Annotated in this window: 21 protein-coding genes; 9 read left to right on the forward strand and 12 right to left on the reverse strand. The window is 75.0% G+C overall.

Features of this window, described 5'->3' with window-relative positions; translation table 11 throughout:
• Positions 1-18: 18 nt before the first annotated feature.
• From ACFU9E_RS19535 to ACFU9E_RS19545, 3 genes are all read right to left on the reverse strand, one after another.
• Positions 19-1,029: an alpha/beta hydrolase gene (locus tag ACFU9E_RS19535; RefSeq protein WP_380687812.1), complete on the reverse strand. Its 1,011-nt coding sequence runs from the start codon at positions 1,027-1,029 to the stop codon at positions 19-21.
• A gap of 85 nt (positions 1,030-1,114) precedes the next feature.
• Positions 1,115-2,083: a helix-turn-helix domain-containing protein gene (locus ACFU9E_RS19540; protein WP_380687810.1), complete on the reverse strand. Its 969-nt coding sequence runs from the start codon at positions 2,081-2,083 to the stop codon at positions 1,115-1,117.
• A 133-nt stretch (positions 2,084-2,216) separates the two neighbouring features.
• A complete protein-coding gene (locus tag ACFU9E_RS19545) occupies positions 2,217-4,961 on the reverse strand; it encodes an ATP-binding protein (RefSeq protein WP_380715201.1) in 2,745 nt (914 codons plus the stop codon).
• 387 nt (positions 4,962-5,348) lie between these two features.
• Between ACFU9E_RS19545 and ACFU9E_RS19550 the strand changes: the two genes are divergently transcribed.
• From ACFU9E_RS19550 to ACFU9E_RS19560, 3 genes are all read left to right on the forward strand, one after another.
• A complete protein-coding gene (locus tag ACFU9E_RS19550; RefSeq protein ID WP_380684267.1) occupies positions 5,349-5,963 on the forward strand; it encodes a hypothetical protein in 615 nt (204 codons plus the stop codon).
• A 93-nt stretch (positions 5,964-6,056) separates the two neighbouring features.
• Entirely contained in the window at positions 6,057-6,437 is a 381-nt protein-coding gene (locus ACFU9E_RS19555) for a hypothetical protein (RefSeq protein ID WP_380684268.1), read from the forward strand.
• Between the two features lie 249 nt (positions 6,438-6,686).
• Positions 6,687-7,928: a hypothetical protein gene (locus ACFU9E_RS19560; protein WP_380684269.1), complete on the forward strand. Its 1,242-nt coding sequence runs from the start codon at positions 6,687-6,689 to the stop codon at positions 7,926-7,928.
• Positions 7,929-7,944: 16 nt separating this feature from the next.
• Here ACFU9E_RS19560 and ACFU9E_RS19565 read toward each other — a convergent pair whose 3' ends face one another.
• The 6 genes from ACFU9E_RS19565 to ACFU9E_RS19590 form a co-directional block, all read right to left on the reverse strand.
• Positions 7,945-8,406 (reverse strand): SUKH-4 family immunity protein, encoded by a 462-nt coding sequence (locus ACFU9E_RS19565; RefSeq protein WP_380684270.1) that lies wholly within the window; start codon positions 8,404-8,406, stop codon positions 7,945-7,947.
• 9 nt (positions 8,407-8,415) lie between these two features.
• Positions 8,416-8,742, reverse strand: a complete 327-nt coding sequence (locus tag ACFU9E_RS19570; protein ID WP_380684271.1) for a cupin domain-containing protein — start codon at positions 8,740-8,742, stop codon at positions 8,416-8,418.
• 80 nt (positions 8,743-8,822) lie between these two features.
• Entirely contained in the window at positions 8,823-10,031 is a 1,209-nt protein-coding gene (locus ACFU9E_RS19575) for an MFS transporter (protein WP_380684272.1), read from the reverse strand.
• Positions 10,032-10,139: 108 nt separating this feature from the next.
• Positions 10,140-10,451: a helix-turn-helix transcriptional regulator gene (locus tag ACFU9E_RS19580; protein WP_355367812.1), complete on the reverse strand. Its 312-nt coding sequence runs from the start codon at positions 10,449-10,451 to the stop codon at positions 10,140-10,142.
• A gap of 77 nt (positions 10,452-10,528) precedes the next feature.
• Positions 10,529-11,200, reverse strand: coding sequence for a response regulator (locus ACFU9E_RS19585; RefSeq protein WP_380684273.1), 672 nt, complete (start codon positions 11,198-11,200; stop codon positions 10,529-10,531).
• Positions 11,197-12,480, reverse strand: a complete 1,284-nt coding sequence (locus ACFU9E_RS19590; protein ID WP_380684274.1) for a sensor histidine kinase — start codon at positions 12,478-12,480, stop codon at positions 11,197-11,199. The genes ACFU9E_RS19585 and ACFU9E_RS19590 overlap by 4 nt, the downstream gene beginning before the upstream one ends.
• A gap of 136 nt (positions 12,481-12,616) precedes the next feature.
• Between ACFU9E_RS19590 and ACFU9E_RS19595 the strand changes: the two genes are divergently transcribed.
• Positions 12,617-13,852, forward strand: a complete 1,236-nt coding sequence (locus ACFU9E_RS19595) for an alpha/beta hydrolase family protein (RefSeq protein ID WP_380684275.1) — start codon at positions 12,617-12,619, stop codon at positions 13,850-13,852.
• Between the two features lie 21 nt (positions 13,853-13,873).
• Here ACFU9E_RS19595 and ACFU9E_RS19600 read toward each other — a convergent pair whose 3' ends face one another.
• Positions 13,874-15,385: an alpha/beta hydrolase gene (locus ACFU9E_RS19600; protein ID WP_380684276.1), complete on the reverse strand. Its 1,512-nt coding sequence runs from the start codon at positions 15,383-15,385 to the stop codon at positions 13,874-13,876.
• A gap of 122 nt (positions 15,386-15,507) precedes the next feature.
• On the opposite strand from ACFU9E_RS19600, the gene ACFU9E_RS19605 reads away from it, so the two are divergent.
• A complete protein-coding gene (locus ACFU9E_RS19605) occupies positions 15,508-16,626 on the forward strand; it encodes a response regulator transcription factor (RefSeq protein ID WP_380684277.1) in 1,119 nt (372 codons plus the stop codon).
• Positions 16,627-16,692: 66 nt separating this feature from the next.
• On the opposite strand, the gene ACFU9E_RS19610 is transcribed toward ACFU9E_RS19605, so the two are convergent.
• Positions 16,693-17,640, reverse strand: a complete 948-nt coding sequence (locus ACFU9E_RS19610) for a hypothetical protein (protein ID WP_380687780.1) — start codon at positions 17,638-17,640, stop codon at positions 16,693-16,695.
• A gap of 177 nt (positions 17,641-17,817) precedes the next feature.
• On the opposite strand from ACFU9E_RS19610, the gene ACFU9E_RS19615 reads away from it, so the two are divergent.
• On the forward strand, positions 17,818-18,711 hold the full coding sequence (locus tag ACFU9E_RS19615; protein ID WP_380687778.1) for a DUF2268 domain-containing protein: 894 nt from the start codon (positions 17,818-17,820) through the stop codon (positions 18,709-18,711).
• Between the two features lie 199 nt (positions 18,712-18,910).
• Here the strand turns inward: ACFU9E_RS19615 and ACFU9E_RS19620 are convergent, their stop codons facing one another.
• Complete coding sequence (locus tag ACFU9E_RS19620) at positions 18,911-19,915, reverse strand: LuxR C-terminal-related transcriptional regulator (RefSeq protein ID WP_380687776.1); 1,005 nt, start codon at positions 19,913-19,915, stop codon at positions 18,911-18,913.
• Between the two features lie 163 nt (positions 19,916-20,078).
• On the opposite strand from ACFU9E_RS19620, the gene ACFU9E_RS19625 reads away from it, so the two are divergent.
• The 3 genes from ACFU9E_RS19625 to ACFU9E_RS19635 all read left to right on the forward strand — a co-directional run bounded on the left by ACFU9E_RS19625 (position 20,079) and on the right by ACFU9E_RS19635 (position 22,948).
• Positions 20,079-20,480, forward strand: coding sequence for a hypothetical protein (locus tag ACFU9E_RS19625; protein WP_380687774.1), 402 nt, complete (start codon positions 20,079-20,081; stop codon positions 20,478-20,480).
• A gap of 128 nt (positions 20,481-20,608) precedes the next feature.
• Entirely contained in the window at positions 20,609-20,791 is a 183-nt protein-coding gene (locus tag ACFU9E_RS19630) for a hypothetical protein (protein ID WP_380687772.1), read from the forward strand.
• A 195-nt stretch (positions 20,792-20,986) separates the two neighbouring features.
• Positions 20,987-22,948 carry a hypothetical protein gene (locus tag ACFU9E_RS19635; RefSeq protein ID WP_380687770.1) on the forward strand — a complete coding sequence of 654 codons (1,962 nt, stop codon included), beginning with the start codon at positions 20,987-20,989 and terminating at the stop codon, positions 22,946-22,948.
• The last annotated feature ends 19 nt before the right edge of the window (positions 22,949-22,967 follow it).

Here is a 22,967-nt window from a genome sequence, read left to right on the forward strand (position 1 = left end):
GCCCCGCACCGCCGCTCCTCACCAGGGGCGGCGGTGCAGGGCTACGTGCACGGTGTCGACGATCTGGATCATCGCGGCCCGCGCGGTGCCGGTCGGGCAGCTCCCGGCCAGCAGCAGGAAGCCGTGCACCGTCCCCTGGTAGCGGGTCGCCACCACCGGGACGCCGGCCGCCCGGAGCCGGGCCGCGTAGGCCTCGCCCTCGTCGCGCAGGACGTCGGCCTCGGCGGTGACCACCAGGGCCGGGGGCAGCCCGGCGAGCTGCTCCAGGGTGGCGCGCAGCGGCGCGGCGGTCGCCTCCCGGCGCCGCCGCTCGTCGGGCAGGTAGGCGTCCCAGTAGCGGCGCATGTGGTCGCGGTGCAGGAAGTAGCCCTCGGCGAAGCGGTGGTAGGACGGGGTGTCGAAGTCGGCGTCGGTGACCGGGCAGACCAGTACCTGCTGGACCAGCCGGACGTCCCCGCGCTCGCCGGCCAGCAGGGTCAGGGCGGCCACCAGGTTGGCGCCCGCCGAGTCGCCGACGGCCGCGACCCGCTCCCCCGCCAGCCCGATCTCGTGGCCGTGCTCCCGGATCCACCGCAGGACGCCGTAGCACTGCTCGATCGCCACCGGGTAGCGCGCGCCGGGCGCCCGCGCGTAGTCGACGTAGACCACGGCGGCGTCGGTGCCCAGGGCGAGCTCCCGGACCAGTCGGCGGTGGCCGGTGGCGTCGCCGGGCGACCAGCCGAGGCCGGGCAGGAACAGGACCACGGGGCACGGCTCGGTGGCGCCGGCCGGCCTGGCCACCTGGACGGACACCCGCCCGGTGGGACCGCAGGGCAGCGCGAGCCACTCCGTGGTGGTGGCGCCCGGGTCGTCCGGATCCTCCGGATCGGTCCCGTCGGCGGGACCCGCCGCGGGCGCGTCGGCGGGCGGCGGCGTGAAGAGGTCCGGCGGTTCCGCCGCGGGCCGGTCGGCCGCCCGGGCGGCCAGGAACTCCTGGAGCGCCCGGTCGAGCACCGGTCCGTGGTCGGGGAAGGGGATGGGGTCGGGCAACTCTTCGCTCCTGGCTTTCGGTCGGTCGTGCGGCTGCGGGGCCGCGGTCCGGTGGGCGCGCCGGCCCGTCGGCCGGGCGGGTCCGTCAACCGGACAGGTCCGCTTCCGCCCCGCGCCCACCGCGCCAGTCCCGCGGCGGCACCCCGTAGGCGGCGCGGAAGGCCCGGCTGAAGTGCGCCGGATTGACGAACCCCCAGCGCTGGGCGACCGCCGAGACCGTCGGCGCGGTGCGGCCGCGCCGGGCCAGCTCGCGGGCGCACTCCTCCAGGCGGCGCTGCTGGACGAGCTTGCCCACCGTCACCCCTTCGCCCTCGAACAGCCGGTGCAGGTAGCGGACGGAGATGTGGTGCGCCTGGGCGATCGGCTCGGGCCCGAGCTCGGGGTCGCCCAGGTGCCGGTCGATGTACCGGCGCACCCGGCGGACCAGCTGCGCGTTGGGGGTGTCCTGCCCGTCCGCCGCCCGGCTCAGGGTGAGCTGGGCGACCAGCGCGCTCAGCAGGTCGGCGAGGCTGCCGGCCAGCCGGTCGCCGACCGGCGCGGGGTAGCAGTGCGCGGAGGCGGCCAGGCCGTCCAGGAACGGCAGCAGCACCGGTCCGCACCCGTCCGCCGGGCCGACGGCCGTCGCCGACGCCCGCCGCAGGTCCTGCTCCGGCACGCCCAGCAACCGGCGCGGCAGGTGGAACAGGTGGGTGCGGAAGCGCTCCGGGTAGTCGAAGGCGTACGGGCGGGCCGTGTCGTACAGCACGAGCCCGCCGGCCGCCACCTCGGCCCGGCGGCCGTCCTGCACCAGCACGGCCCGGCCGGAGACCTGCACGCCGACGCCGACCTGCGGTTCGCTGCGCGGCGCCCGGGCGATCAGGGCCGCCGTGCGGGAGAAGCGGGCGGCGTCCGCCTCCAGGGTGGAGACCCGCACGTGGCCGAGCCGGTGCGAGACCAGCAGCCCGTCGAACGGCCGCCCGGTGAGCGGGCGCAGTTCGAGCGGTACCAGGGTCCGCGACAGGGCCCCGCCCAGGTACGCCGCCTTCTCGCCGTCCGGGACCGAGGTGGTCGTCACCCGCACGCCCATCTGATCGCCTTCCGTCGGAATCCCTGCACGATCAGCCTGACCGGAAGGGCAGGCGACGCGTTAGGTCATCTGACTGTCGTCCTGAAGACGGGACGGGCAGGTGGGACGGACGGCGGTCGGGTCAGCGGGCGGCCGGGTGGCCGAGGGCGTGGGCGAGCGCGGCGCGGGAGGTGATCCCGAGCTTGGGGAAGATCTTGTAGAGGTGCGCCGCGACCGTGCGCGGCGACAGCCGCAGCCGCTGGCCGATCTCCTTGTTGGTCAGGCCGGTCGCGGCCAGCCGGGCGATCCGCAGCTCCTGGCCGGTCAGCAGAGACGGCACCGACGGGGCCTCGGACGGTCCGCGCTGCGGCGGGACCAGCGCGTCGCCCGCCGCCCGCAGCTCCTCCTCGCACTGCGCCGCCCAGGGCGCGGCCTCCAGCCGGCGGAACACGTGGTGGGCCGTGCGCAGCACCTCCCGCGCCCCCGGCCGGTGGCGGCGGCGCAGCCAGGAGCCGTGGGCGAGCCGCAGCCGGGCGAGGTCGAAGGCCCACCGCTCGGCGCCCGGCACCTCGTAGGCGGCGCGGTAGGCGTCGTCGGCGTCCTCGTCCTCGGCGGCCACCGCGGTGGCGGCCGCGACCAGGAAGGCGTGCCGGCCGGAGATCTCCGCGGAGCGGGCCCGCCGGACGGCCGCGAGGTGGGCGAGCGCCTCCTCGCGCCGGCCGGCGTGCACGGCGGCGGCCACCAGGTCGAACACCAGCGCGTGGTGCCGGGGCGGGGAGCCCGCCGGCCGCCCCGGCGGGAGGAGCGCGCAGAAGTGCCCGTACGCCTCCTCGTGGCGCTGGTGGGCGAGCGCGGCCAGCCCGCGCAGATGGGTCAGGCGGTCGAGCACGAAGCGCATCCGGGCCCGGACGGCGGTCGGCCGCACGGCCCGCTCGACGGCGTCCAGCCCGGCCTCGTCGCCGCGCCCGGCCAGGAAGGCGGCGTGGTACTGGCGGAACAGCAGGGCGTTGGTGCGGTAGCCGAGTTCCTCGGCGATCTCCGCCTCGCGCAGGCAGTCGTCGGCCCGGTCCCAGTCGCCGAGCAGGAAGTCCTGGTGGCTCTTGGCCTTCGCCACCGAGCCCTGGCCGGCGTAGCCGTGCAGCCGGGTGAAGCGCTGCCACAGGTCGACCTCGGGGCAGTCGAGGGCCGAGGTGGTCCAGAGCAGCAGCCAGGCGGCGCCGGCCTCCTGCTCCGCGGTGAGGTCGCCGGCCACCGCCAGCAGGGCGTCGGCGACGCCCGGGCCCGGTTCCGTCCAGGCGCGCAGGCAGAGCCGGCCCACTTCGGAGACGGCGTCCCGGTGACGCTGCAGCGCCTGCCAGGCCCAGGGGTCGTCGGTGTAGCTGGCGGCCAGCAGCAGTTTGAAGAAGGCCTGCTCGACCAGCCCGCCGAAGGTGTCGGCGCCCGGCGCCGTCATGGTGTCGAGGGCGGCCGGCAGCAGGGCGGCCGAGGACGCGAAGTCGACGTGGTGGCTCTGGTCGGCGTAGACCACCGCGTAGGCGAACACCGGCGCGATGTCCGGCGGGACGGCGCCGGCCTTCAGCTCCTCCACCAGCGCGGCGGTGTGCCGCAGCTGCCCGCCGCGGGCGGCCATCACGGCGGCCCAGCTGAGCCGGCGGACGCGGTCGCCGGAGCCGGGGCTGAGCACGGCGGCGCGTTCGAGCAGCAGCGCGCCCTCGGCGTCGCCGCCGCGCCGGGCGAGGTCGCGGCCGGCCTCGGCCAGGCGGCCCGCGAGGTCCTCGTCCGGCAGCACCGCGGCGGCGGCCTCGTGCACCAGCCGCCCGGGGGCGTCCGGCGCGAGGGTGGCGGCCAGCGTCCGGTGGGCCTCGCGGCGCGCGGCGTCGGAGGCCGCCGAGACCACGGCGGTGCGGGCCAGCGGATGGCGGAACACCAGCTGCCCGGCGGCGTCGAGCCGGGCCAGGCCGTCCGCCTCGATCCGCTCCAGGATGTGCCGCACCTCGCCGTCCGGGACGGCGCGCAACCACACGCCGCTGCTGAGGTCCGGGCCGGTGGCCAGGGCGGCGAGCAGCAGCAGGCGGCCGACCTCCGGGGTCATCGCGTCCAGCCGTTCGGCGAACAGCCGCTCCAGCCGGCGCCCGAGCGGCAGCCGCTCGGGCAGCGGGGCGACCCCGCGCTGCTGGGCGGCGGCCAGCTGGCGGGGCAGCTCGACCAGGGCCAGCGGATTGCCGGCCGCCTCGGCGAGCACCCGGTCGCGGGTGCCGCCGGCCAGCTCCGGGAAGCAGGTGCCGAGCAGCGCGGCGGCGTCCGCCCGGGGCAGCGCCCGGACCTCGACGGGCTCGGCCGACCAGGTCCGGGTGGCCGCCCCGTCCGGGCGGGTGGCGCCGGCGATCACCAGCGGCAGCTCGGCACAGCGCCGGTGCAGGAAGCCGAGGACGGTGGCGCTGGAGGAGTCGATCCAGTGCAGGTCGTCCAGGAGCAGCAGGACCGGGGCGGTGCGCACGGCCTCGTCGAGCAGGGTGAGGGCGGCGGCGCTGACGGCGAACCCGCTCGGGGCGCCGGAGCGGGCGCCGAACGCGCTCTCCAGGGCGTCCCGCTGGTGGGCGGAGAGCGCGTCGGAGCGCTGGAGCAGCGACCAGAGGGCCTGGTGCAGCGCGCCGAACGCGAGGTCGGTCTCGGCCTCGGCGCCGACGGCGCGCAGCACGGTGAAGCCGCGGTCGCGCGCGGCGCGCTCGGTCCAGGCCAGCAGGGTGCTCTTGCCGACACCCGCGTCGCCGCGCAGCAGCACGGTGGCGCCGCCCGTGCCGGCCCCGGCCCGGTCCAGGGCGGCGGTGAGCAGCCCGGTCTCCCGCTGCCGCCCGACCAGGGCCGGATCCTGCCTGTCGTGCGCCACGCGTCTTTCCTCTGAGGTCGGTCGGCCCCCTCGCGGGGCACTCCAGGCTATCGCCTGTCCGGGTCCCTCCGGCCCGCCGTGGGCGCGGGGGCGTCCTCGCTGCCGGCCACGGTCTGCACCCGGTCGGTGAAGCCGGCCATGAACTCGCGGTAACGGGACCGACGCATCGGGACCGTCGTTCCCCCCGATCGGGACCAACGGCCCGCAGACCCGCCGCCGCCGGACCGGCAGGCTGTATCCCAGAAGGACAGCACGGCACCGAGGAAGACCCCAACACCGAACCGAAGCACCGCAGTTGAACCGATCCACTGCACCGCCGCACGGTCCGGTCCGACATCCGTCGGTCCGTCCAGGTCCCGCCCGGGACCCCCCACCGAGGAGCCCGCCATGGCCGTTCAGCACCTCTCCGCCGCCCGCACCTCCGGCAACCCCTTCCGTCGCGCCGCCGCCCACCGCACCGCCTCCGCCACCGCCTCGGCCCCGCTCACCGCGGGCGGCGCCGCCCTGGCCACCGCCCGGATCGCCCTCGGCGCGGTGTTCCTCTGGGCCTTCGCCGACAAGACCTTCGGACTCGGCTACTCCACCGCCGACGGCCGCGCCTGGATCGACGGCACCTCGCCCACCAAGGGCTTCCTGAGCCACGTCTCCGCCGGCCCGTTCCGGGAGACCTTCCACTCCATGGCGGGCCAGCCCTGGGCGGACTGGATGTTCATGCTCGGCCTGCTCGGCATCGGGCTCGCCCTGGTCGGCGGTGTCGCCCTGCGGATCACCGCCGTCGGCGGAACCGCGCTGCTCGCCCTGATGTGGGCCGCCGAGTGGCCGCCCGCCCGCCACCTCGCCGACGGCAGCGCCAGCGGTTCGACCAACCCACTGCTCGACGACCACGTGCTCTACGCCGTGCTGCTCTTCGCCCTCGCCGCCACCGGCGCCGGCCGCACCTGGGGCCTCGCCCGCCGCTGGGCCGCCCTCCCGATCGTCCGCGACCACGCCTGGCTCCGCTGACCCACCACCCCCGACAGCCGGGACCGGTCGCGATCTCCCCCGCGACCGGCCCCGGCTCGTTCCGCTTCTCGGGCCTCCTGAGAAGCTGGCGCCATGCCCAAGAAGCGCCCACGCGCCGCCACCATGGCCGAGCTGACGGCCGACCTGCCGCCGGTCCAGTACTCCTACGGCGCGGGCGTACCGTCACCCGGCGGCCGGGCGGAGTTCGTCGACGACCTCGGGCAGCGCTGGCGCAAGGTCCGCGGGCCGCTCGACCCCCGGCTGGTGAAGCGCCTGCTCACCACGGCCGACGCGGTGATCACCGGCCACGGTGCGGGTTCCTCGTTCCAGCACATCGCCGCAGCCGACCGCGCCGACACCTGGCAGGCCGTCAAGAACCGGCTGTCCGATACCGGCGAGTCCCCGACCTATCGCCCCTTCGAGTTCGTCTCGGCCGACGGCCGGACCCTCCTCTACCTGGAGGAGTGGTGCTGAGGCGCTCCCCCGTCGCCCTCACCTTGCACGGTGGCACTTGCCGGGCACCTGCGGAACGTATCCGGAGTGGTCAATTCACCTGCGAAGGTGCGGTAGTGGCGCTAGAGTCGCGCCCGTAACGACCGCCGCCCCGACCGCCGGCGGATGCACACGGAGCACCCCGTACCACCGCACGCACCAGCGGCCCGTCCGCCGCGACCGGCGCCGGACCGGGCCGACATGCCGCCGAGCAGACAGGGACCCCGTGCCATGACCGTCCGACCCGGCCGACGGACGGCGACCGCCGTCGCCGCCGCCGCCCTGAGCACCGGAGCACTGCTGGGAGCCGCACCCGCCGCGCCCGCCGCCCCGGCCACCTCCACCACCACCCCCGCCATGACCGTGCTGCCGACCGGCGTGCCCGGAAAGTCCTACAGCGATCCCACCGGGGTCAACGGCTCCGGCATCGTCGTCGGCTACGCCTACGCCTCCGGGCAGGGCGTCGAGGCCAGCGCCGTCCGCTGGGCCGCCGACGGCACGCCCGCCACCCTCCCGCCGCTGCCCGGCGAGAACTTCGCGCAGGCCCTCGGGGTGAACGACGCGAACCTCGCCATCGGCATCTCCTGGCCCACCGGCCGCACGTCCTGGCAGTCGACCGCCGTCCGCTGGGCCGCCGACGGCACGCCCACCGCCCTGCCTCCGCTGCCCGGCGACCTGTACAGCAGGGCGGCGGCGATCAGCGGCAGCGGCATCGTGGTCGGGACGTCCTACACCAGCTCCGCCGGCACCCACGCGGTGGCCTGGCGCCCGGACGGCACCACCGTCACCCTCGCCCCGCTGCCCGGCGACACCGCCAGCGAGGTCACCGGCGTCAACGCCGCCGGCCTCGCCATCGGCCGCTCCTACACCACCGTCGGCTCGTTCCACGGCATCGTGTGGAGCCCGGACGGCACCCCGGTCCGGTTCCAGACCGGCCCGACCTCCGGCAGCGGCGACTGGCCGGTGGGGATCAACGACGCCGGCACGGTGGTCGGCGTCGCCGACCGGCCGCAGGGGATCGGCACCAGCCGCCACGGCCTGGTCCGCGCGCCCGGCGGAGCCCTGCGCGACCTGGGCCCGTACACCTCTCCGACCGCGATCAACGCCTCCGGCACCGTCGTCGGCCAGTACCAGCCGGACCTGGGCCAGCTCAACACGCACGCCGCCCGCTGGAGCCCGGACGGCACCCTCACCCCGCTGCCCCGGGAGCCCCTGACCGGCGGCAACTCGGCCGCCGTCGGGATCAACGGCTCCGGCACCGCGATCGGCTACGCCTGGGACGGCATCCCGGCCCGCCAGTACCAGTCGGGCCGGATCTGGGCAGCCGACGGCACCCTCACCAACCTCGCCCCCAACAGCTCCGACAACACCACCCTGTTCGTCAACGACGCCGGTCTGGTCGTCGGCCTCTTCCTGCTCCGCTCCCCGGGCAGCCTCTACCCGTCCCACCTGACGGTGGTCTGGCGCCCCTGACACCCCGCCGGCCGGCTCACACGCTCATGCCGTAGCCGATCTCCTCCGCGGCCACGCACCAGAACGAGTTCTCGTCGGCGACGGCCGCGGCGTCGCGCTCACCGAACCCCTCCAGCAGCCGTTCGGTGAGCGCCTCGGCCGCCTCCTCCGCCGCCTCCCAGGCGGCATCGTCGTCCAGGCCGTCACCCGGGCCGTCGTACGCGGCGGCCTCGGTGGCGGCCGCGTCGTAGGCACGGGTGAACGCGACGAAGGCCGCGACACCGCTGTTCACCAGATCGCGCCCGCCGCCCTCCGGCAGGCACCAGAGCGAACCGTCGTCACGCCGGACCGCGAGCGCGCTCAGCCCCGGGTCGACCGCGACCAGGGCGTAGCGGACGCCGTCGACCACGCGTTCCGCGAACGGGGCGTCCTGCCAGGCGCCGGGGTACGGGCAGCCGGCGCGGCCGGCCAGCAGGGAGGCGAGTTCGGCGTCGTCCATGCGGGCAAGCTACCCCGCGCCACCGACATCGCCCGCCCCGGCCGCCTCCACCAGCACCAGCGTCCCCGTGCTGCCCGCCCGGACGGCGTGCCGGGCGCCCGCCGGCACCCGGTACAGCTCGCCCGGGCCCACCGTCACCTCGGACCCGTCCACCAGCAGTTCGAGCCGGCCGTCGAGCACCAGCAGCAGCTCGGCGTCCTCGTGCGCCTCGACGGGCAGCGGCCGCCCGTCCATCCGCAGCACCTTCACCGCGGCCGTCCCCACCCGCCCGAGCACGGTGGAGTCCCACGGTGTCGGCAGCGCGGACGCCGTCGCGTACAGGTCGAGCGGGCTCATGGCGGCCTCCTCGGCGGCCCCGCCCGCCGGGGGTGGCGGACGGGGCTCGCGGTGGTGTTCGGAAGGGACGGCTCCGGACGCTACCCGACCAGTGGCTCCGGTTGGTCGACCGTTTGGCAAAGCCTCTCCGCCGCCGCTCCGGGCTCCGCTCCGAGCCGGCGCCTCAGCAGCACGGCGGCCAGCGCCGCCAGCGCGAATCCCGCCCCAACCCACGGCAGTTGGCGCACTCCCACCCCGGCGACGACGAGTCCGCCGACCGCCGTGCCGAGGGTGATGCCCAGGTTCGAGAAGGAGATGAACAGGCTGTTGCCGAACTCCGGCGCGTCCTTCGCGTCCCGGGCCAGCCAGGTCTGGCTCACCACCAGCCCGCCCGAGTGCACCGCACCCCAGAGCAGCACCGCGAGCACCATCGCCGCGGGCCACGGGCCGACCGCCCGGACCACCGCGTAGACGAGCACGTACAGGACGGGGAAGGCGGTCACCGTCCGGACCGGGTGGCGTTCCAGCAGCCGCCCGAAGACGAGGTTGCCGAGCACCATCACGATCCCGAAGGCCATCAGCAGGGCGCCGACCGTGGACCCGCCGAAGTGCGTGACGCGCTCCAGGTACTCGGCGAAGTAGCCGTAGACGGAGAACATCGCGGCGAACACGGACACCACGGCCGCCAGCGCGAGCCAGAGCCGGGGGCGGCGCAGGATCCCCAGCTGGGTGCCGTAGGAGAGCCGCCGCTCGGCGGGCATCGCCGGGAAGAGCGCCAGGATCCCGAGCAGGGCGAGCAGGTTGGCGCCCGCGCCGAACCAGAAGGCCGCCGCGAGGGAGACGTGCTCGGCGAGCGCGGAGGTGACCGGCACGCCGAAGGCGAAGCCGAGCGTCACTCCGGCGAAGACCGTGGTGGCGGCCCGGGTCGCCTTCTCCGGGGGCACCAGCCGGGCGGCGGCGGTGAGCGCCACCGCGAAGAACACCGGGTGGAAGACCGCCGGCACGATCCGGAAGACCAGCATCACCGCGAACCGGTCGGTGAGCGCGTAGACGGCATTGGACAGGGCGAACACCGCAAGGGCGACCGCCAGGACGGTCTTGCGCCGCACCCCGGAGGCCAGCAGCGTCGCGAACGGGCCGGCGACGGCCACCACCAGCGCGAACACGCCGACCAGCCACCCGGCGGTGGAGGGCGGCACGGCGAGTTCCTCGGAGACCCGGGGCAGGACGCCGACGACGCCCATCTCCGTGGTGATGATCCCGAACACCCCCAGCGAGAGGGTCAGCACGACCGGACCGGTCTTTCCCATGGCAGACCAACCTACAAATCTAGATAGTTGGATGAATTTGGGCGCAGAAAGGCCCGTGGAAGGGCCGCGCACGGGCGCAGCAGGGCACGGCGCGGCCTTCTCCGGGCGTCAGAGCTCGTCGCGGACGTACGCCGCGAAGGCGGCGATCGTCTCCTCGTCGCGGCGGTAGAAGGTCCACTTGCCGATCCGCTCCGAGACCAGCAGTCCGGCGTCCCGCAGGATCTGCAGGTAGCCGGAGACCACCGACTGGGCCAGCCCCGAGCGTTCGCGGATGTCCGTCACACAGACACCGATGTGGAAACCGACGCCGCGCTCGCGGTAGTACGCCTCGTCGAAGTAGCGCTCGGGCGTCTTCAGCCAGTGCAGGAACTCCGCCCGCGCGGGGTTCGCGAGCGCCTTGTGAACGGCCAGCGGATCCACCGCGCACTCCTTTCGCGAGCCCCTCAAGACGCATCCAATATTCTCGATACGAAGAAACCTGTCAACCCGGCCGGCGGTCAGCGGGAGAGGCCCGCGTGGTGGGCGAGGATGGCGAGGCGGACGCGGTCGCGGGCGGCGAGCTTGTGCAGCAGGCGGCCGATGTGGGTCTTGGTGGTGCCCTCGGTGATGTGCAGCCGGGCGGCGATCTCGGGATTGGTGAGGCCGTCGCCGACCAGGGCGAGGACTTCGCGCTCGCGGGCCGTGAGGGCGGCGACGGCCTGGCGGGCCCGGGTCCGCGCCGGGTCCTCGGGAACGTCGGCCGGGCCGTCGGCGAGCAGTCCGGCGATCAGCCGGCGGGTGACCCGGGGCGCGAGCGCGGCCTCACCGGCGGCCACCGCCCGGGTGGCGGCGAGCAGTTCGGCCGGCTCGGCGTCCTTGAGCAGGAAGCCGCCGGCGCCGGCGCGCAGCGCATCGCGCACGTACTCGTCCAGTTCGAAGGTGGTGAGGATCAGCACCCGGCTGCCGGACGGCCCGGCGACGATCCGGCGGGTGGCCTCGATGCCGTCCAGGCCGGGCATCCGGATGTCCATCAGGACGACGTCCGGCCGTTCGCGGTGGGCGAGTTCGACGGCCTGCGCGCCGTCGGCCGCCTCGCCGGCCACCGTGAAGCCGGGGGCGAGGCGCAGGATTCCGGCGAACCCGGCCCGCACCAGGGCCTGGTCGTCGGCGACCACGACGCGGATCGTCACGGGCGGCCCCCCGTCGCGGCGGCGAGCGGCTGTCCCGCGTCCAGCGGCAGGCCCGCCGTGACGCGGAACCCGCCGGACGGCGTCGGCCCGGCGAGGCACCAACCGCCGTACGGGGCCACCCGTTCGCGCATCCCGGCCAGGCCGCTGCCGCCGGACGGCGCGGCGGCGCGGGCGCGGCCCTCCGCTCGACCCTCGGCGGGACCGTCGTCGGTGACCTCCAGCCACAGCTCGCCGTCCCGGTACTCCACCTCCACCCGGGCCGCCGCCGCACCGGAGTGGCGGACCACGTTGGCGAGCGCCTCCTGCACGATCCGGTAGCCGGACAGGCCGACGCCGGGCGGCAGTTCACGCTCCCGGCCGCGGATCCGCACCCGCACCGCGACGCCCGCCGCACCGGTCCGCTCCGCCAGCCGCTCCAGGTCCGCCGCCGCCAGACCGGGCGCGGGGGCGGACGGCGGCTCGCCCAGCTCGGCGTCCTCGCGCAGCACGGCCAGCAGCGCCCGGGTCTCGCGGAGCGCCTCCGCGCTCACCGTCCGGATCGCCGCGAGCGCCGCCCCGGCCGGCCCGTCCTGCTGCCCGGCCCGCTCCAGCGCGTACCGGCCGTAGCCCGCCTGGACGCTCACCACACCCAGGCTGTGCGCCACCACATCGTGCAACTCCCGTGCCAGCCGCAGCCGTTCCTCCGAGGCGGCGGCGCGCTCCAGGGCCACCGCCCGGGCGGCCAGCGCGGCGGTGTGCGCGCGGTGGCGGCGCACCGCGTCCCCCACCGCCCAGCCGGCCGACTGCCCGATCACCGCGAGCAGCACATTGCCGCCCACCTCGGCGGGCGCGGCCAGGGTGACCGCCCAGCCGGCGACCGCCGTGCCGAGCACCACCCGCGCGGCCCGCCGCTCCCGGGCCGCCGCCGTGTACACCGCCAGCGTCCCGACCAGCACCGCCCAGAACCCGACGACCAGCGCGATCGCGGGCTGCCGGCAGGCCACCACCGTCCCCGCCCAGGCGAACAGGGCGAGCCCGCAGGCCCCGACCGGGTCCCGCCGCCGGGCGGCCAGCGCCATGCCGAGCACCACGGTGGCGAGCAGGGCGACGGCCACGGTGGCCGGGCCGTCCGGCGGCGGGTTGCCGCGCCCGTGCGGGTCGAAGTGCCGGGCGGCTTCGAGCACCCGGGCGGCGGTCACGGCCGTGCCGACCAGCGCGGCCAGCGGGTCGGTCCACACCCGGTGCGCGGGCGTCAGCCGCTTGGTCCACGGGACGGGCGCGACCCGCTCGTCGTTCTCCACCCGGCCAGGCTAGCCACGGGCGGGCGGGCCGACATCCGACCACGGTCGTATGCCCACGGCCGGACGCGCCGGACGATCCCGGGACGCCACCGTGGGGGCCGCAGAGACCAGCCCGCCCCTTCGGAGGAACAGCCCTATGCCGCACCACCGTTCACGCCCGGCCGTCGCCGTGCTCACCGTCCTGCTGGCCACCGGCGCACTCGCCACCACCGCCGCACCCGCCGCCCAGGCCACCGGGGTCGCCGCGCGCACGGGTACGACCAGTACCGCCCCGATCCCGATCACCCTGCCCGCGCCCACCGGCCCGCTGCCCGTCGGCACCACCACGCTCCACCTCGTCGACCCCCGGCGCCCCGACCGCTGGGCCCCCACCCCGCGTCCGCGCGAGCTGATGGCGCAGCTCTGGTACCCGGCCGCCGCCTGCGGAGCACCCGCGCACCGGCTCGCGCCGTGGACCGGCCCGGCCGAGCAGGCCCACCTGGAGTCCGACTACCTCGGCGCCGCCCCCGGCCGGCTCACCTGGCCGGTCACCCACTCCCGCGAGGACGCGCCCGCCGACCGCACCACCCGCCACCCCGTGGTCCTCTACTCCCCCGGCTCGCGCTCCGACCGTTCCTTCGGCACCCTCGCCGCCGAGGACCTCGCCTCCCGCGGCTATGTGGTGGTCTCCCTCGACCACACCTTCGACGCCGGTGAAGTCGTCTTCCCGGACGGCCGGCTGGAGGTCCGCAACAAGCCGGCCGTGTTCGCCATGACCGACGAGGAGATCGTCGCCTACCGCACCGCCGACACCCGCTTCGTCCTCGACCGCCTCACCGACCTCGCCGCCGGCACCAACCCGGACGCCGAGCGGCGCCCCCTCCCGCCGGGCCTCGGCGCGGCCCTGGACCTGGGCGCCGTCGGCGTGGCCGGGCACTCGATGGGCGGCGCCACCGCCGTCCAGACCCTGCACGACGACCCGCGCGTGCTCGCCGGGGTCTCCCTGGACGGACCGGTCTTCGGCACCGTCGCCACCGACGGCCTGGACCGCCCGCTGCTCCTGTTCGGCGCCGCGGACGACCGGCCGACCCGCGACGCCATGTGGGACTCACTCTGGCCGCGCCTCACCTCCTGGCGCCGCCAGCTCCTGATGGACGGCTCCGGGCACGGCAGCTTCGCCGATCTGGAGGTGCTGTTCTCCGCCGCCCGTTCCGCGATGTCCTGGACCGACGAGGAGGTCGACCACCTCATCGGAACGGTCCCGCCGCTGCGCGCCGTCGCGGCCCAACGCGCCTATCTGGCGGCCTTCTTCGACCTCCACCTCCGCCACCGGCCGACGCCGCTGTTCACCGTCCCGTCCCCCGCGAACCCGGAGGTCCACCTGGTCCGCTGACGGCGGCGGCCGGAGCGGATTCTAGGTGGCCGGGGCGGGGTCCGGGCGGCAGGACAGGTCCCGCTCCGGCAGGACGCCGGTGGCGAGGAACCGGTCGGCGGCGGTGACCGCGCAGGACGGCGTCCACCGGTCGTAGGCACCGTGGTTGCCGCCGTCCACCGTGACCATCCGGGCCCGCCTGCCGAGCGCCGCCCGCATGCCCAGCGCGCCGACCAGCGGCGTCGCCGGGTCCCGCTCGGTCTGGAGCAGCAGGATGTTCGCGGGCCCCCGGTCGGTGATCCGGACCGCGGGTTCCACGGGCGCGGGCCAGAACGCGCAGGGCCAGACGTTGGCGCCCATGCCGCCGACGATCGGGTGGCGCCGACGGCTCTCGGTGACGTCCCGCTGGTACCGGCCGAGGTCGCGCGACGCCGGGGTGTCGCCGCACATCACCGCCGTCAGCGCGACCACGTCGTTGTCGTCCGGGATGCCCGGCGTGCCCTTGGCGAGCCACCAGTACGGGACCGGGCCGGCGCCGTCGGAGGCGAGGAAGCGCCACCAGTCGGCGATCTCCGGGAACAGCGCGGTGTGGTAGGAGTCCAGGCGGTACAGCGTCCGCCACAGGTTGCCGTTGACCGGCCCGGCCACCGGGTGGGTGACCGGCGTCCGGTCCAGTCTGGCGGCCAGCGCCAAGTAGTTGGCGCGGACGGCGGCCGGGGTCGCGCCGAGTCCGAGGGCGGCGTCCTGCCCGGCCGCCCAGGCGGCGAAGTCCTCGAAGCGCAGTTCGGCGGCGTGGTCCCAGGTGGCGAGCCGGTCCTGCCAGGTGGCGGCGGGGTCGACGCTGCTGTCCAGGACGAAGCGGTCGGTCCGCCCCGGGAACAGCTCGGCGTAGACGGCGCCCAGGTAGGTGCCGTACGAGGCCGCGCGGTAGGAGATCCTCGGCTCGCCGAGGGCGGCGCGGATCCGGTCCAGGTCGCGCGCGGTGTTGGCGGTGGTCAGGTGGCGGATCGATTCGCCGTTGCGGGCCATGCAGTCGCGCGCCAGGTCCCGGGCGAAGCGCACGTTCGGGGCGATCGAGCCGTCGGGGGACGGGAACGGGAAGACCAGCTCGTAGGGCACCTCGGCGGCCGTCCGCCCGCAGGTCAGCGGCGCGCTGCGGCCGACCCCGCGCGGGTCGAAGCTCACCAGGTCGTACCGGTCCAGCACCTCGCGCGGGTAGCCGGCCTCCTGGGAGCTGGGCAGGTGCAGGCTGGCGACGCCCGGGCCGCCGCCGTTGTGCACCAGGATGCCGCGCCGCAGCCCCGGCTCGGCGGTCGCCAGCTTCGACACCGCGATCTCGATGCTCCGCCCGCGCGGGGCCCGGTAGTCCAGCGGCACGCGCACGGTGGTGCAGCGCAGCCGCGGGTCCACCGGCGCGCCCGACGGGTCTGCGGGGCAGTCCGTCCACACCAGTGGCCGGGCACGTTCCGCCGGCTCGGCTTCCGCCACTGCGGCACCCGCGAGCACCAGGGCGAGTGCGGCGACGGCGGTTCTCAGGGGTCCTCGTAATCTCATAGGTCTGGACCATAGGGGCGGGTGCGGCGCGCTGTCCTCCCCCTGCGGGGGTAGCGGCCGCGCCCTCCCGCCGGCCGGCGCCCTGCTGCGCTCCCCGCCGGGGCTTCCGTAGGATCTCGTCCGTGGCCAATCGACGTGAAATCGAGCGCGAAGTCCTGGGGGCCATCGCGGAGTTGTCGGCCTGCCGACTGTCGACGGGCGAGCTGTTCCGCGCCCTCCACGCCCTGCTGGCGGGCCCGCTCGGCTTCGACGGCGGCTGCTGGCACGGCACCGACCCGGTCACCGGCTTCCCCACCTCCACCGTCGCCGACGGGCTCGACCCCGGCCGGTTCGAAGAGGCCGTGCACCTGGAGATGTTCAGCGACGACAGCACCAACTTCACCGCCATCCGCGCCGCCGGACACCGGGTGCAGACTCTCCACCGCGCCACCGGCGGCCGCCCCGAGACCAGCGTCCGCTACCGGGAGCTGCTCCGGTCCTGCGGCTACGGGGACGAACTGCGCATCAACTTCGACCACGGCGGCGGCCGCTGGGCCAGCGCCGCCTTCATGCGCGGGCACGCACGCGGCCGCTTCGGCCCGGCCGAACTGCGGCTGGCCGAACGCATCACCACACCCATCGGCGCCGCCCTGCGCAACGCCCACCTGGTGACGCTGCGCAGGGCCCGCACCGACGGGTCGGTGCGGGCCGGCCACCCGCCGGCCGTCGCGATCCTGGACGCGCAGGGGCGCCTGCGCTCGGCCGACGCGGGAGCCCGCGAGCTGATCCGGCGAATGGCCGAACCCATCTCCCACGCCTGCGCCGCGCCCACCGGCTTCCTCACCGTCGCCTGCCAGGCCGCACGCAACGCCGGCACCTCGGAGGTGCGGGTGTGCACCCCGGACGGCCAGTGGTTCGCGCTGTACGCGTCGCCGCTGGACGGCGGGGGCGGCGAGGGTGGCGGGGGCGGCGGGGGCGGCGGCGAGGTCGCCGTCCTCATCTCCCCCGCCTCGCCCCTGCACCGCCTGCCGGTGGCGATCCTCGCCCACGGCCTGTCCCCGCGCGAACGCCAGGTCGCCCTGCACGCGGTGCGCGGCAGCAGCACCAAGGACATCGCCACGCTGCTCCACCTGACGGTGCCCACGGTCCAGCAGCACGTCACGGCCATCCTCGACAAGACGGGTGTGCGCAACCGGCGCGAACTCGTCGCCCTCCTGACGGCCGATCATCTGCCGACGCTCGGCCTGCCTCCGAGCACGTAGCGGGGGATGCCCGCAGGGGGGCGGCCGGTCGGCCCTCGGACCGACCGGCCGCCGGAGACGGGTCGTTCAGTCCCAGGGGTTCGCGGGCTGGCCGCTGATGGCGGTCCAGAACCGGGTGCCCGTGGGCAGTGTGGCGTTGGCCCACAGGCCCCAGCCGTGGCCGTCGTGGAACTCCGCCATCCGCCAGCCGCCGCCGAAGCTGCCGGCACACTTCGCGTCGGCGACCGCGAGGCTCGGGAGCTGCCAGCCGGCCAGCCCGGTGGTCGCCTTCACCTCACCGCCCGCCCAGGCGTGGAACCCGCTGGTGGGTATCCCGTTGGGGGCCGAGCGTCCGTCCTGGCGGATGCACAGCACCGGCAGCACCGCGTTGGCGGGGTGGTCGCCCTGGTACGGGTTGCTGTGGCTCAGGTCGTCGAACCCGACGTGCACCAGGTTGTCCGCGCGCTGCTCCAGGGTGGTCCAGGTCATGCCGGCGTGCCCGCCCGGGGCACCCCAGACCGTCTCGTAGGTGGTGCGGTCGATGTCCCACTGCTGGAGGGCGGAGCCGCCCTGGGCGCAGACGTTCGCGATGAGCGTCCAGCCGCCGTAACGCTTGCCGACGTTGTCCAGGCACCAGCCGGTGTCCGGGTTCCTGATCTTCATCCCGACCAGGCCGTAGAGCGCCGGCGAGGGTTCGTAGCGGGTGATCGAGAACAGCTGCTTGGCGTCCCACGGCGCGCAGGACTTGACGGTCGGCTTCACCTCGGTGAAGGACAGGCAGCCGTGGCCGCGGGACTCCGCGAGCATGAACTGGTCGGGCCCGAGCCGGTTGATCACCCACATGCCGGGGTTGTCCGACGGGGCGCAGGGGTGCATGTCCTGGCCATTGACCGCGCCGTCCGGACAGCGCTGGGAGGCCTGGTTGAGCAGCACGGTCGCCGGGCCGTCCGCCGAAGCGGCGGTCGGCAGCAGCCCCAGACCCGCCAGTGCCAGCGCGAGCGCCAACAGGACACGTCTGACTGAGGAGAAACGCACGAAGCACTCCATGGTTGATCGACTGGTGCGGGAAGAGGAGCGGGCCGGCCCGATCGGCCCCCAGTTTGTCCGTGTCCGGTCGACACCCGGTATCCGAGTTTTCTAGGAGGGCCCGCCCCCGCGCTCCCACCGAGCCTGTTGACCCTCACGCGACGGGAGGATCTAGCGTCCGGAGTCATGAAGATCATCGTTCATGACACGGCGAGCGGGATGCTCGCGATGTTCCGGCGCCCGGTGGCCGAACGCAGGGACGCCCTGAGGGAGTTGTACCGTCCAGTGGAGGGCGCGATGAGCGCGGTGATGGGCGAGGTCGACCTGGTCGGGATGCACGAGCGCCTGGGCGGCGGCTGCCGGCTCGACCGGGAGGACGACCGGTACCTGCCCGCCGTGCGGCGGATGCGCGGGGCGGGCGTCTGGCAGCGGGTCGAGGAGACGCTCGCCGCCGCGTGGGAGCGGATCGACGGCGCGGTGCCCGGCGTCGCGCACGCCGCCACCGTGCACGTCGTCCTGGTGCTCGGCGACCCCGACGACGAGCACCTGACCGTCCGCAGCAGCGGCTACCTCGGCATGGGCGGGATCCCGGGCGCGATCCAGCTGGTCATGTGGCCCACCGAGACCGCCCTGGCCAAGATCGGCTACGCGGCGGCCCACGAGCTCCACCACAACGTGCGCTACGCCAACGTGGCCTGGAATCCGATGACCGTCACCGTCGGCGAGCAGGTCGTCGCCGAGGGCCTGGCCGAGGCCTTCGTCCGGGAGCTGGCCGGGGAGCAGGCCATGGGCCCGTGGGCCACGACGCTGACCGGCGAGGAGCTGGAACGCGCCTACCGGAAGGTCACCGCCGGGATCGACGTCGCCGGGATGGCGAACCTGCCTCCGTACGTGCACGGTGACGCGACGGCGCGGATCCTGGGCTGCGAGCCGGTCGGGCTGCCGGACTTCGCCGGGTACGCGGCCGGACTACGGATCGCGGACGCCCATCTGGCCGCCACCGGGCTGACCGCCGCCGCGAGCGTCACGCTGCCGGCGCGGGAGGTCCTCACCAACGCGGGCGTGCCGACGACCGTCTGACCGGGGCGCCCTCCGGGGCGGGCGCGCTCAGGGCCTGCGCTCCGGGCGTTCCACGACGCGGAGTGGGAAGTCGGCGCTTCCGACTTCCCACTCCGGGGGCGACGAGGCGATGTGGCGGTCGAGGTGGGACCGCGCCGCACGCCGTCGTCCTCCCGAAGGGGTACCGTCCCGCGCCTCGGCCGACCGGAGGCCGGCCACGTCACCGGGCTTGTGAGGGAAGCCAGCCGTTCTGCACCGCCCGCACCCCGAACTCGAAGCGGCTGCGCGCGCCCAGCCGCTCCATCAGCTCCGTCGCCACCCGCCGCGCGGTGCGCGGCGAGACGCCCAGCCGCTTGGCGATCGCCTCGTCCGTCAGACCGTGCGCCAGCAGCCGCACCACCGTCGACTCCTGGGTGCTGAGCCCGCCCTCCTCCGGCGCCGCCGGCGAGGCCGCGCCCAGCGGCTGGGCCTGCGTCCACACGTGCTCGAACAGCGCGCACAGCGCCATCAACGTGCCGTCCCCGCTCAGCACCACCGCACCCGCCCGGGTGTCGTCACCCCGCACCGGGATCAGCGCGGTCGTCCGGTCGAAGATGATCATCCTGGTCGGCAGCTCCGGCACCGTGCGCACCTCCCCGCCCAGCTGCGCCAGCCACCCCACGTACGACACCGTCGGCTGGCTGTTGCGCACACTGTCCTGGTAGACCGTGCGCATCCGCACGCCCCGGGCCAGCAGGGCCTCGTCGTGCGGACGCGAGGCGTCGATGCTCTCCGGACTGTGCCCGCCACCGGGCGCGAAGGTCATGATCTCGGTCGTCAGGCCGTGTGCCAGCGCGGCGATCCGGTCCCGGATCCGGTCGAGCCCGACCAACTGCTCGACCCCCGCGTTCGCGCTGTCCGGCCGCAGGTCCGCGAACTCCGCGATCAGCTGCGCCGCCGCGGCCCTGGACGCCTCGACCCGCTGCTGCTGGGCGGCCAGTTCGGCCTGCTGGCGGGCCATCAGCAGTTCCAGGCCGATCTCAGGCGACACCGCGCACAACTCGCCGGCCCGCTCGTAGGACGGGCGGATCAGCGCCAGCGTGCTCAGCAGGTCCAGGCACCGCCGGATCTCCCCCTCGTCCTGGCCGAGGCGCTCGGCCAGCGCCCGCACCCCGTCGCAGGGATGCGCGAGCATGCTCCGGTAGACGGCTTCCGAGACGGCATCAAGCCCCAGTGCAGTGAGCAACGCCCGTTCCCCCGGTGTCACATCGATTGATGATTCGCATGCGATCATCTCATGCAGGCGTTCGAACCGGCCAGGGCAATCGGCCTGGACACTTTCGGCAGAGGCCGCATCCGGCCACCCCGGGTGCCTATGCCGAACGGGGACGGTTCGACAAAGTCCCACCATGTACCTCATTCACGCCCGGATCCAGCCACCCGGCCCCGCCCCGGGGCCGGACGCCCCGCTCGGGCCCGGTGCCGCCCGGGCGCTGCTGGCCGCGGCCCTGCCGCAGGAGCGCATCGAACACGTCGTGGTGCACCCGGCCGACGGCGACGACGGCTGCGACTGCGTCGTCCTGGGTGTCTTCCTGCTCGCCGAACACCTGGAGGACGCCGAGTGCACCGTCGCCGCGTTCTGCCGCCGTACGGCCGAGGTGCTGCCCGCATTGCGCGGCTGGACGCTGTCCTCCGTCAACGCCCCGCTCGTCGCCCCGTTCTACGAGCGGCTGCTGGACGGAAGCGGCCCTGCTGGACGAATCCGTCCACTGCCGTTTTCGTCCAGCGAGAACCCCTTCCACCCGTTCTGAGCTGCGGCGAAGCTATTGATCAGCAGCCGGGCCCACCGCCCGGGAGGCCACCGGACGAGCGTCGACCGCGGGACGCGAAGCCGGTGCCTCCACTCACGTCGCCACCACTGCCGAGAGGTTCCGCCATCATGCTCCGCATCCCGCTCACCAAGGCCGCCGCGGTCGCCGCCCTCGCCCTCACCGCCGTCCTGCCGCCGGCCGGCCAGGCCGCCGCCAACACCATCTGGGACTCCCCCGCCACCGCGGTCACGGCCAACACCATCTGGGACGCGCCCGTCGCCGTCGTGCCGGCGAACACCATCTGGGACTGACGCCCGGCCCGCGACGCCGTCCCACGGCCACCGGCGGACACCCGCCCGGCCGCCGGCCGCGCACGACCGCTGCTCCTGCAGGGCAGCCGTCCGGCGCCCGGCCCACGCAGCACCCTCCTCTCCCTCCGCGCCGTCCACGGCCACCGCCGCAGCGCGAGAGCCCGTCTCCTTCACCCCGTCAGGAGTGCCACGACCGTGCCTTCCTCCACACCCTCCACCCTGTCCAAGCTCACCCGCATCGCCCTCGCCGCCTCCATCGCCGCGTCCGGCGCGGTCGCCGTCACGGCCTTCACCACCACCACGGCCCACGCCGCCACCACCTCCACCGTCGGTGGCCAGATCAGCCGCTCCGAGGTCATCTCCCGCGCCCAGTACTGGTTCAACCAGGCCCAGAACCCCGCGCTGTCCTACAGCTGGTACGCGAGCTTCCCGGACTCCAGCGGCCGCTACTACCGCAAGGACTGCTCGGGCTACGTCTCCATGGCCTGGCACCTGGGCTACAGCGCCGACACCCGCGCCATCGAGGATTCCGAGACCTACGAGATCCCGCGCAGCGAGCTGCGGGCGGGTGACGTCCTCAACAGCTACCGGGACCACGTCCTGCTCTTCGAGAAGTGGGACGACGCCGCGCACACCAGGTTCTCCTACTACGCCTTCGGCTCGACCCCGGTGAAGCACGTCACGAACAAGTCGATCAACGATGCGCAGTTCGACAGCCACCCCAACTCGGACTACAAGGCCCTGCGTTACAAGCACATCGTCGAGGACGTCACCACCGCCCCGTCCGCACTGCCCGCCGGGACCCTCGTCAAGTCGCCCAACGGGTCCACGGTCAAGGTCATCATCAACGGCGCCGGCGTCCCGGTGACCGGCGCCGACGTCGCCGCCGACGGCTACGACCTCTCCAAGGTGGTCACGGTCGACGACGGCGCGTTCAACGCCCTGCCCACCGTCCCGCCGCCGGGCACCGTCGTCCACGACCAGGGCGGCGGCAACTCCCGCTACGTCGTCATCGGCAACGCCGCGCTGACCATCTCCGGCAGCGACTGGACCGCCGACGGCTACGACAAGCGCCCCGACCTGGGCGTTCCCACCTCCTGGCTGCAGGGCGCCGTCGCCAGCACCCCCTCCACCGGCCTGGTGGTGATGGACCAGTCCGGCGCCGACAACAGCCGCTACGTCATGATCAACGGCGTGGCCGTCCCCATCGGCGCCCCCGAGTGGACCGCCGACGGCTACGACAAGCAGACCCTCATGGGCGTGCCGACCGACTGGCTGAAGAACGCCGCGGCCCGCCAGCTGGCGCCCGGCACCGTCGTCATGAACCAGTCCGGCACCGACAACAGCCGCTACGTCATGGTCGACGGCGCCGCCCTGCCGATCTCCGCCGCCGAATGGCAGAACACCGACTACAGCCTCCGGCCGCTCATGGGCGTGCCCGGCACCTGGCTCAACACCGCCGCCACCAAGAGCCCCTCCTCCGGCACCGTCGTGATGGACCAGGCCGGCACCGACAACAGCCGCTACGTCATGATCAACGGCACCGCCGTCCCGATCAACGCCACCGAGTGGACCGCCGACGGCTACAACACCCGGCCCCTGTTGGGCGTGCCCGGCGCCTGGCTCAACACCTCCGCCCACAGGCCCGTCCCGGACGGCACCCTGATCAAGGGCCAGGCCGGCACCGACTCCAGCGTCTACGTGATGGTCAACGGCTCGGCGCTGCCCCTGACCGGCACCGAGTACGCCACCACCTACGGCAACCGGTCCGTCCTGGGCGTCCCGGAGGCGTGGCAGGCCGCCCAGGCCGCCCGCCCGCTGGCCAACGGCACCGTGATCAAGAACGCCGACAACACCGACTCCAGCGTCTACGTGATGGCCGGCGGCAAGGCCGTCCCGCTCACCCCCGCCGACTTCACCGGCTACGGCTACGACCAGGCTCCGCTGCGTGCCGTTCCCGGCACCTGGGAGCAGCAGGCCGCCGCCAAGAGCGCCCCGAGCGACGGCACCCTGCTGCAGTCGTCCGACAGCAGCACCGTCTGGCAGGTCGTGGCCGGCGGCAGCAAGAAGGCCGCCGCCCCCGGTTCCTACAACCCCGCCGACGTGGTGAAGGTCCCGACCGCGCTCACCGCCGGACTCCCCACCGTCACCATCTGACCCACCCCGCTCCGCCCCG

Source organism: Kitasatospora sp. NPDC057595 (genome assembly GCF_042800875.1).
Classification (GTDB): domain Bacteria; phylum Actinomycetota; class Actinomycetes; order Streptomycetales; family Streptomycetaceae; genus Kitasatospora.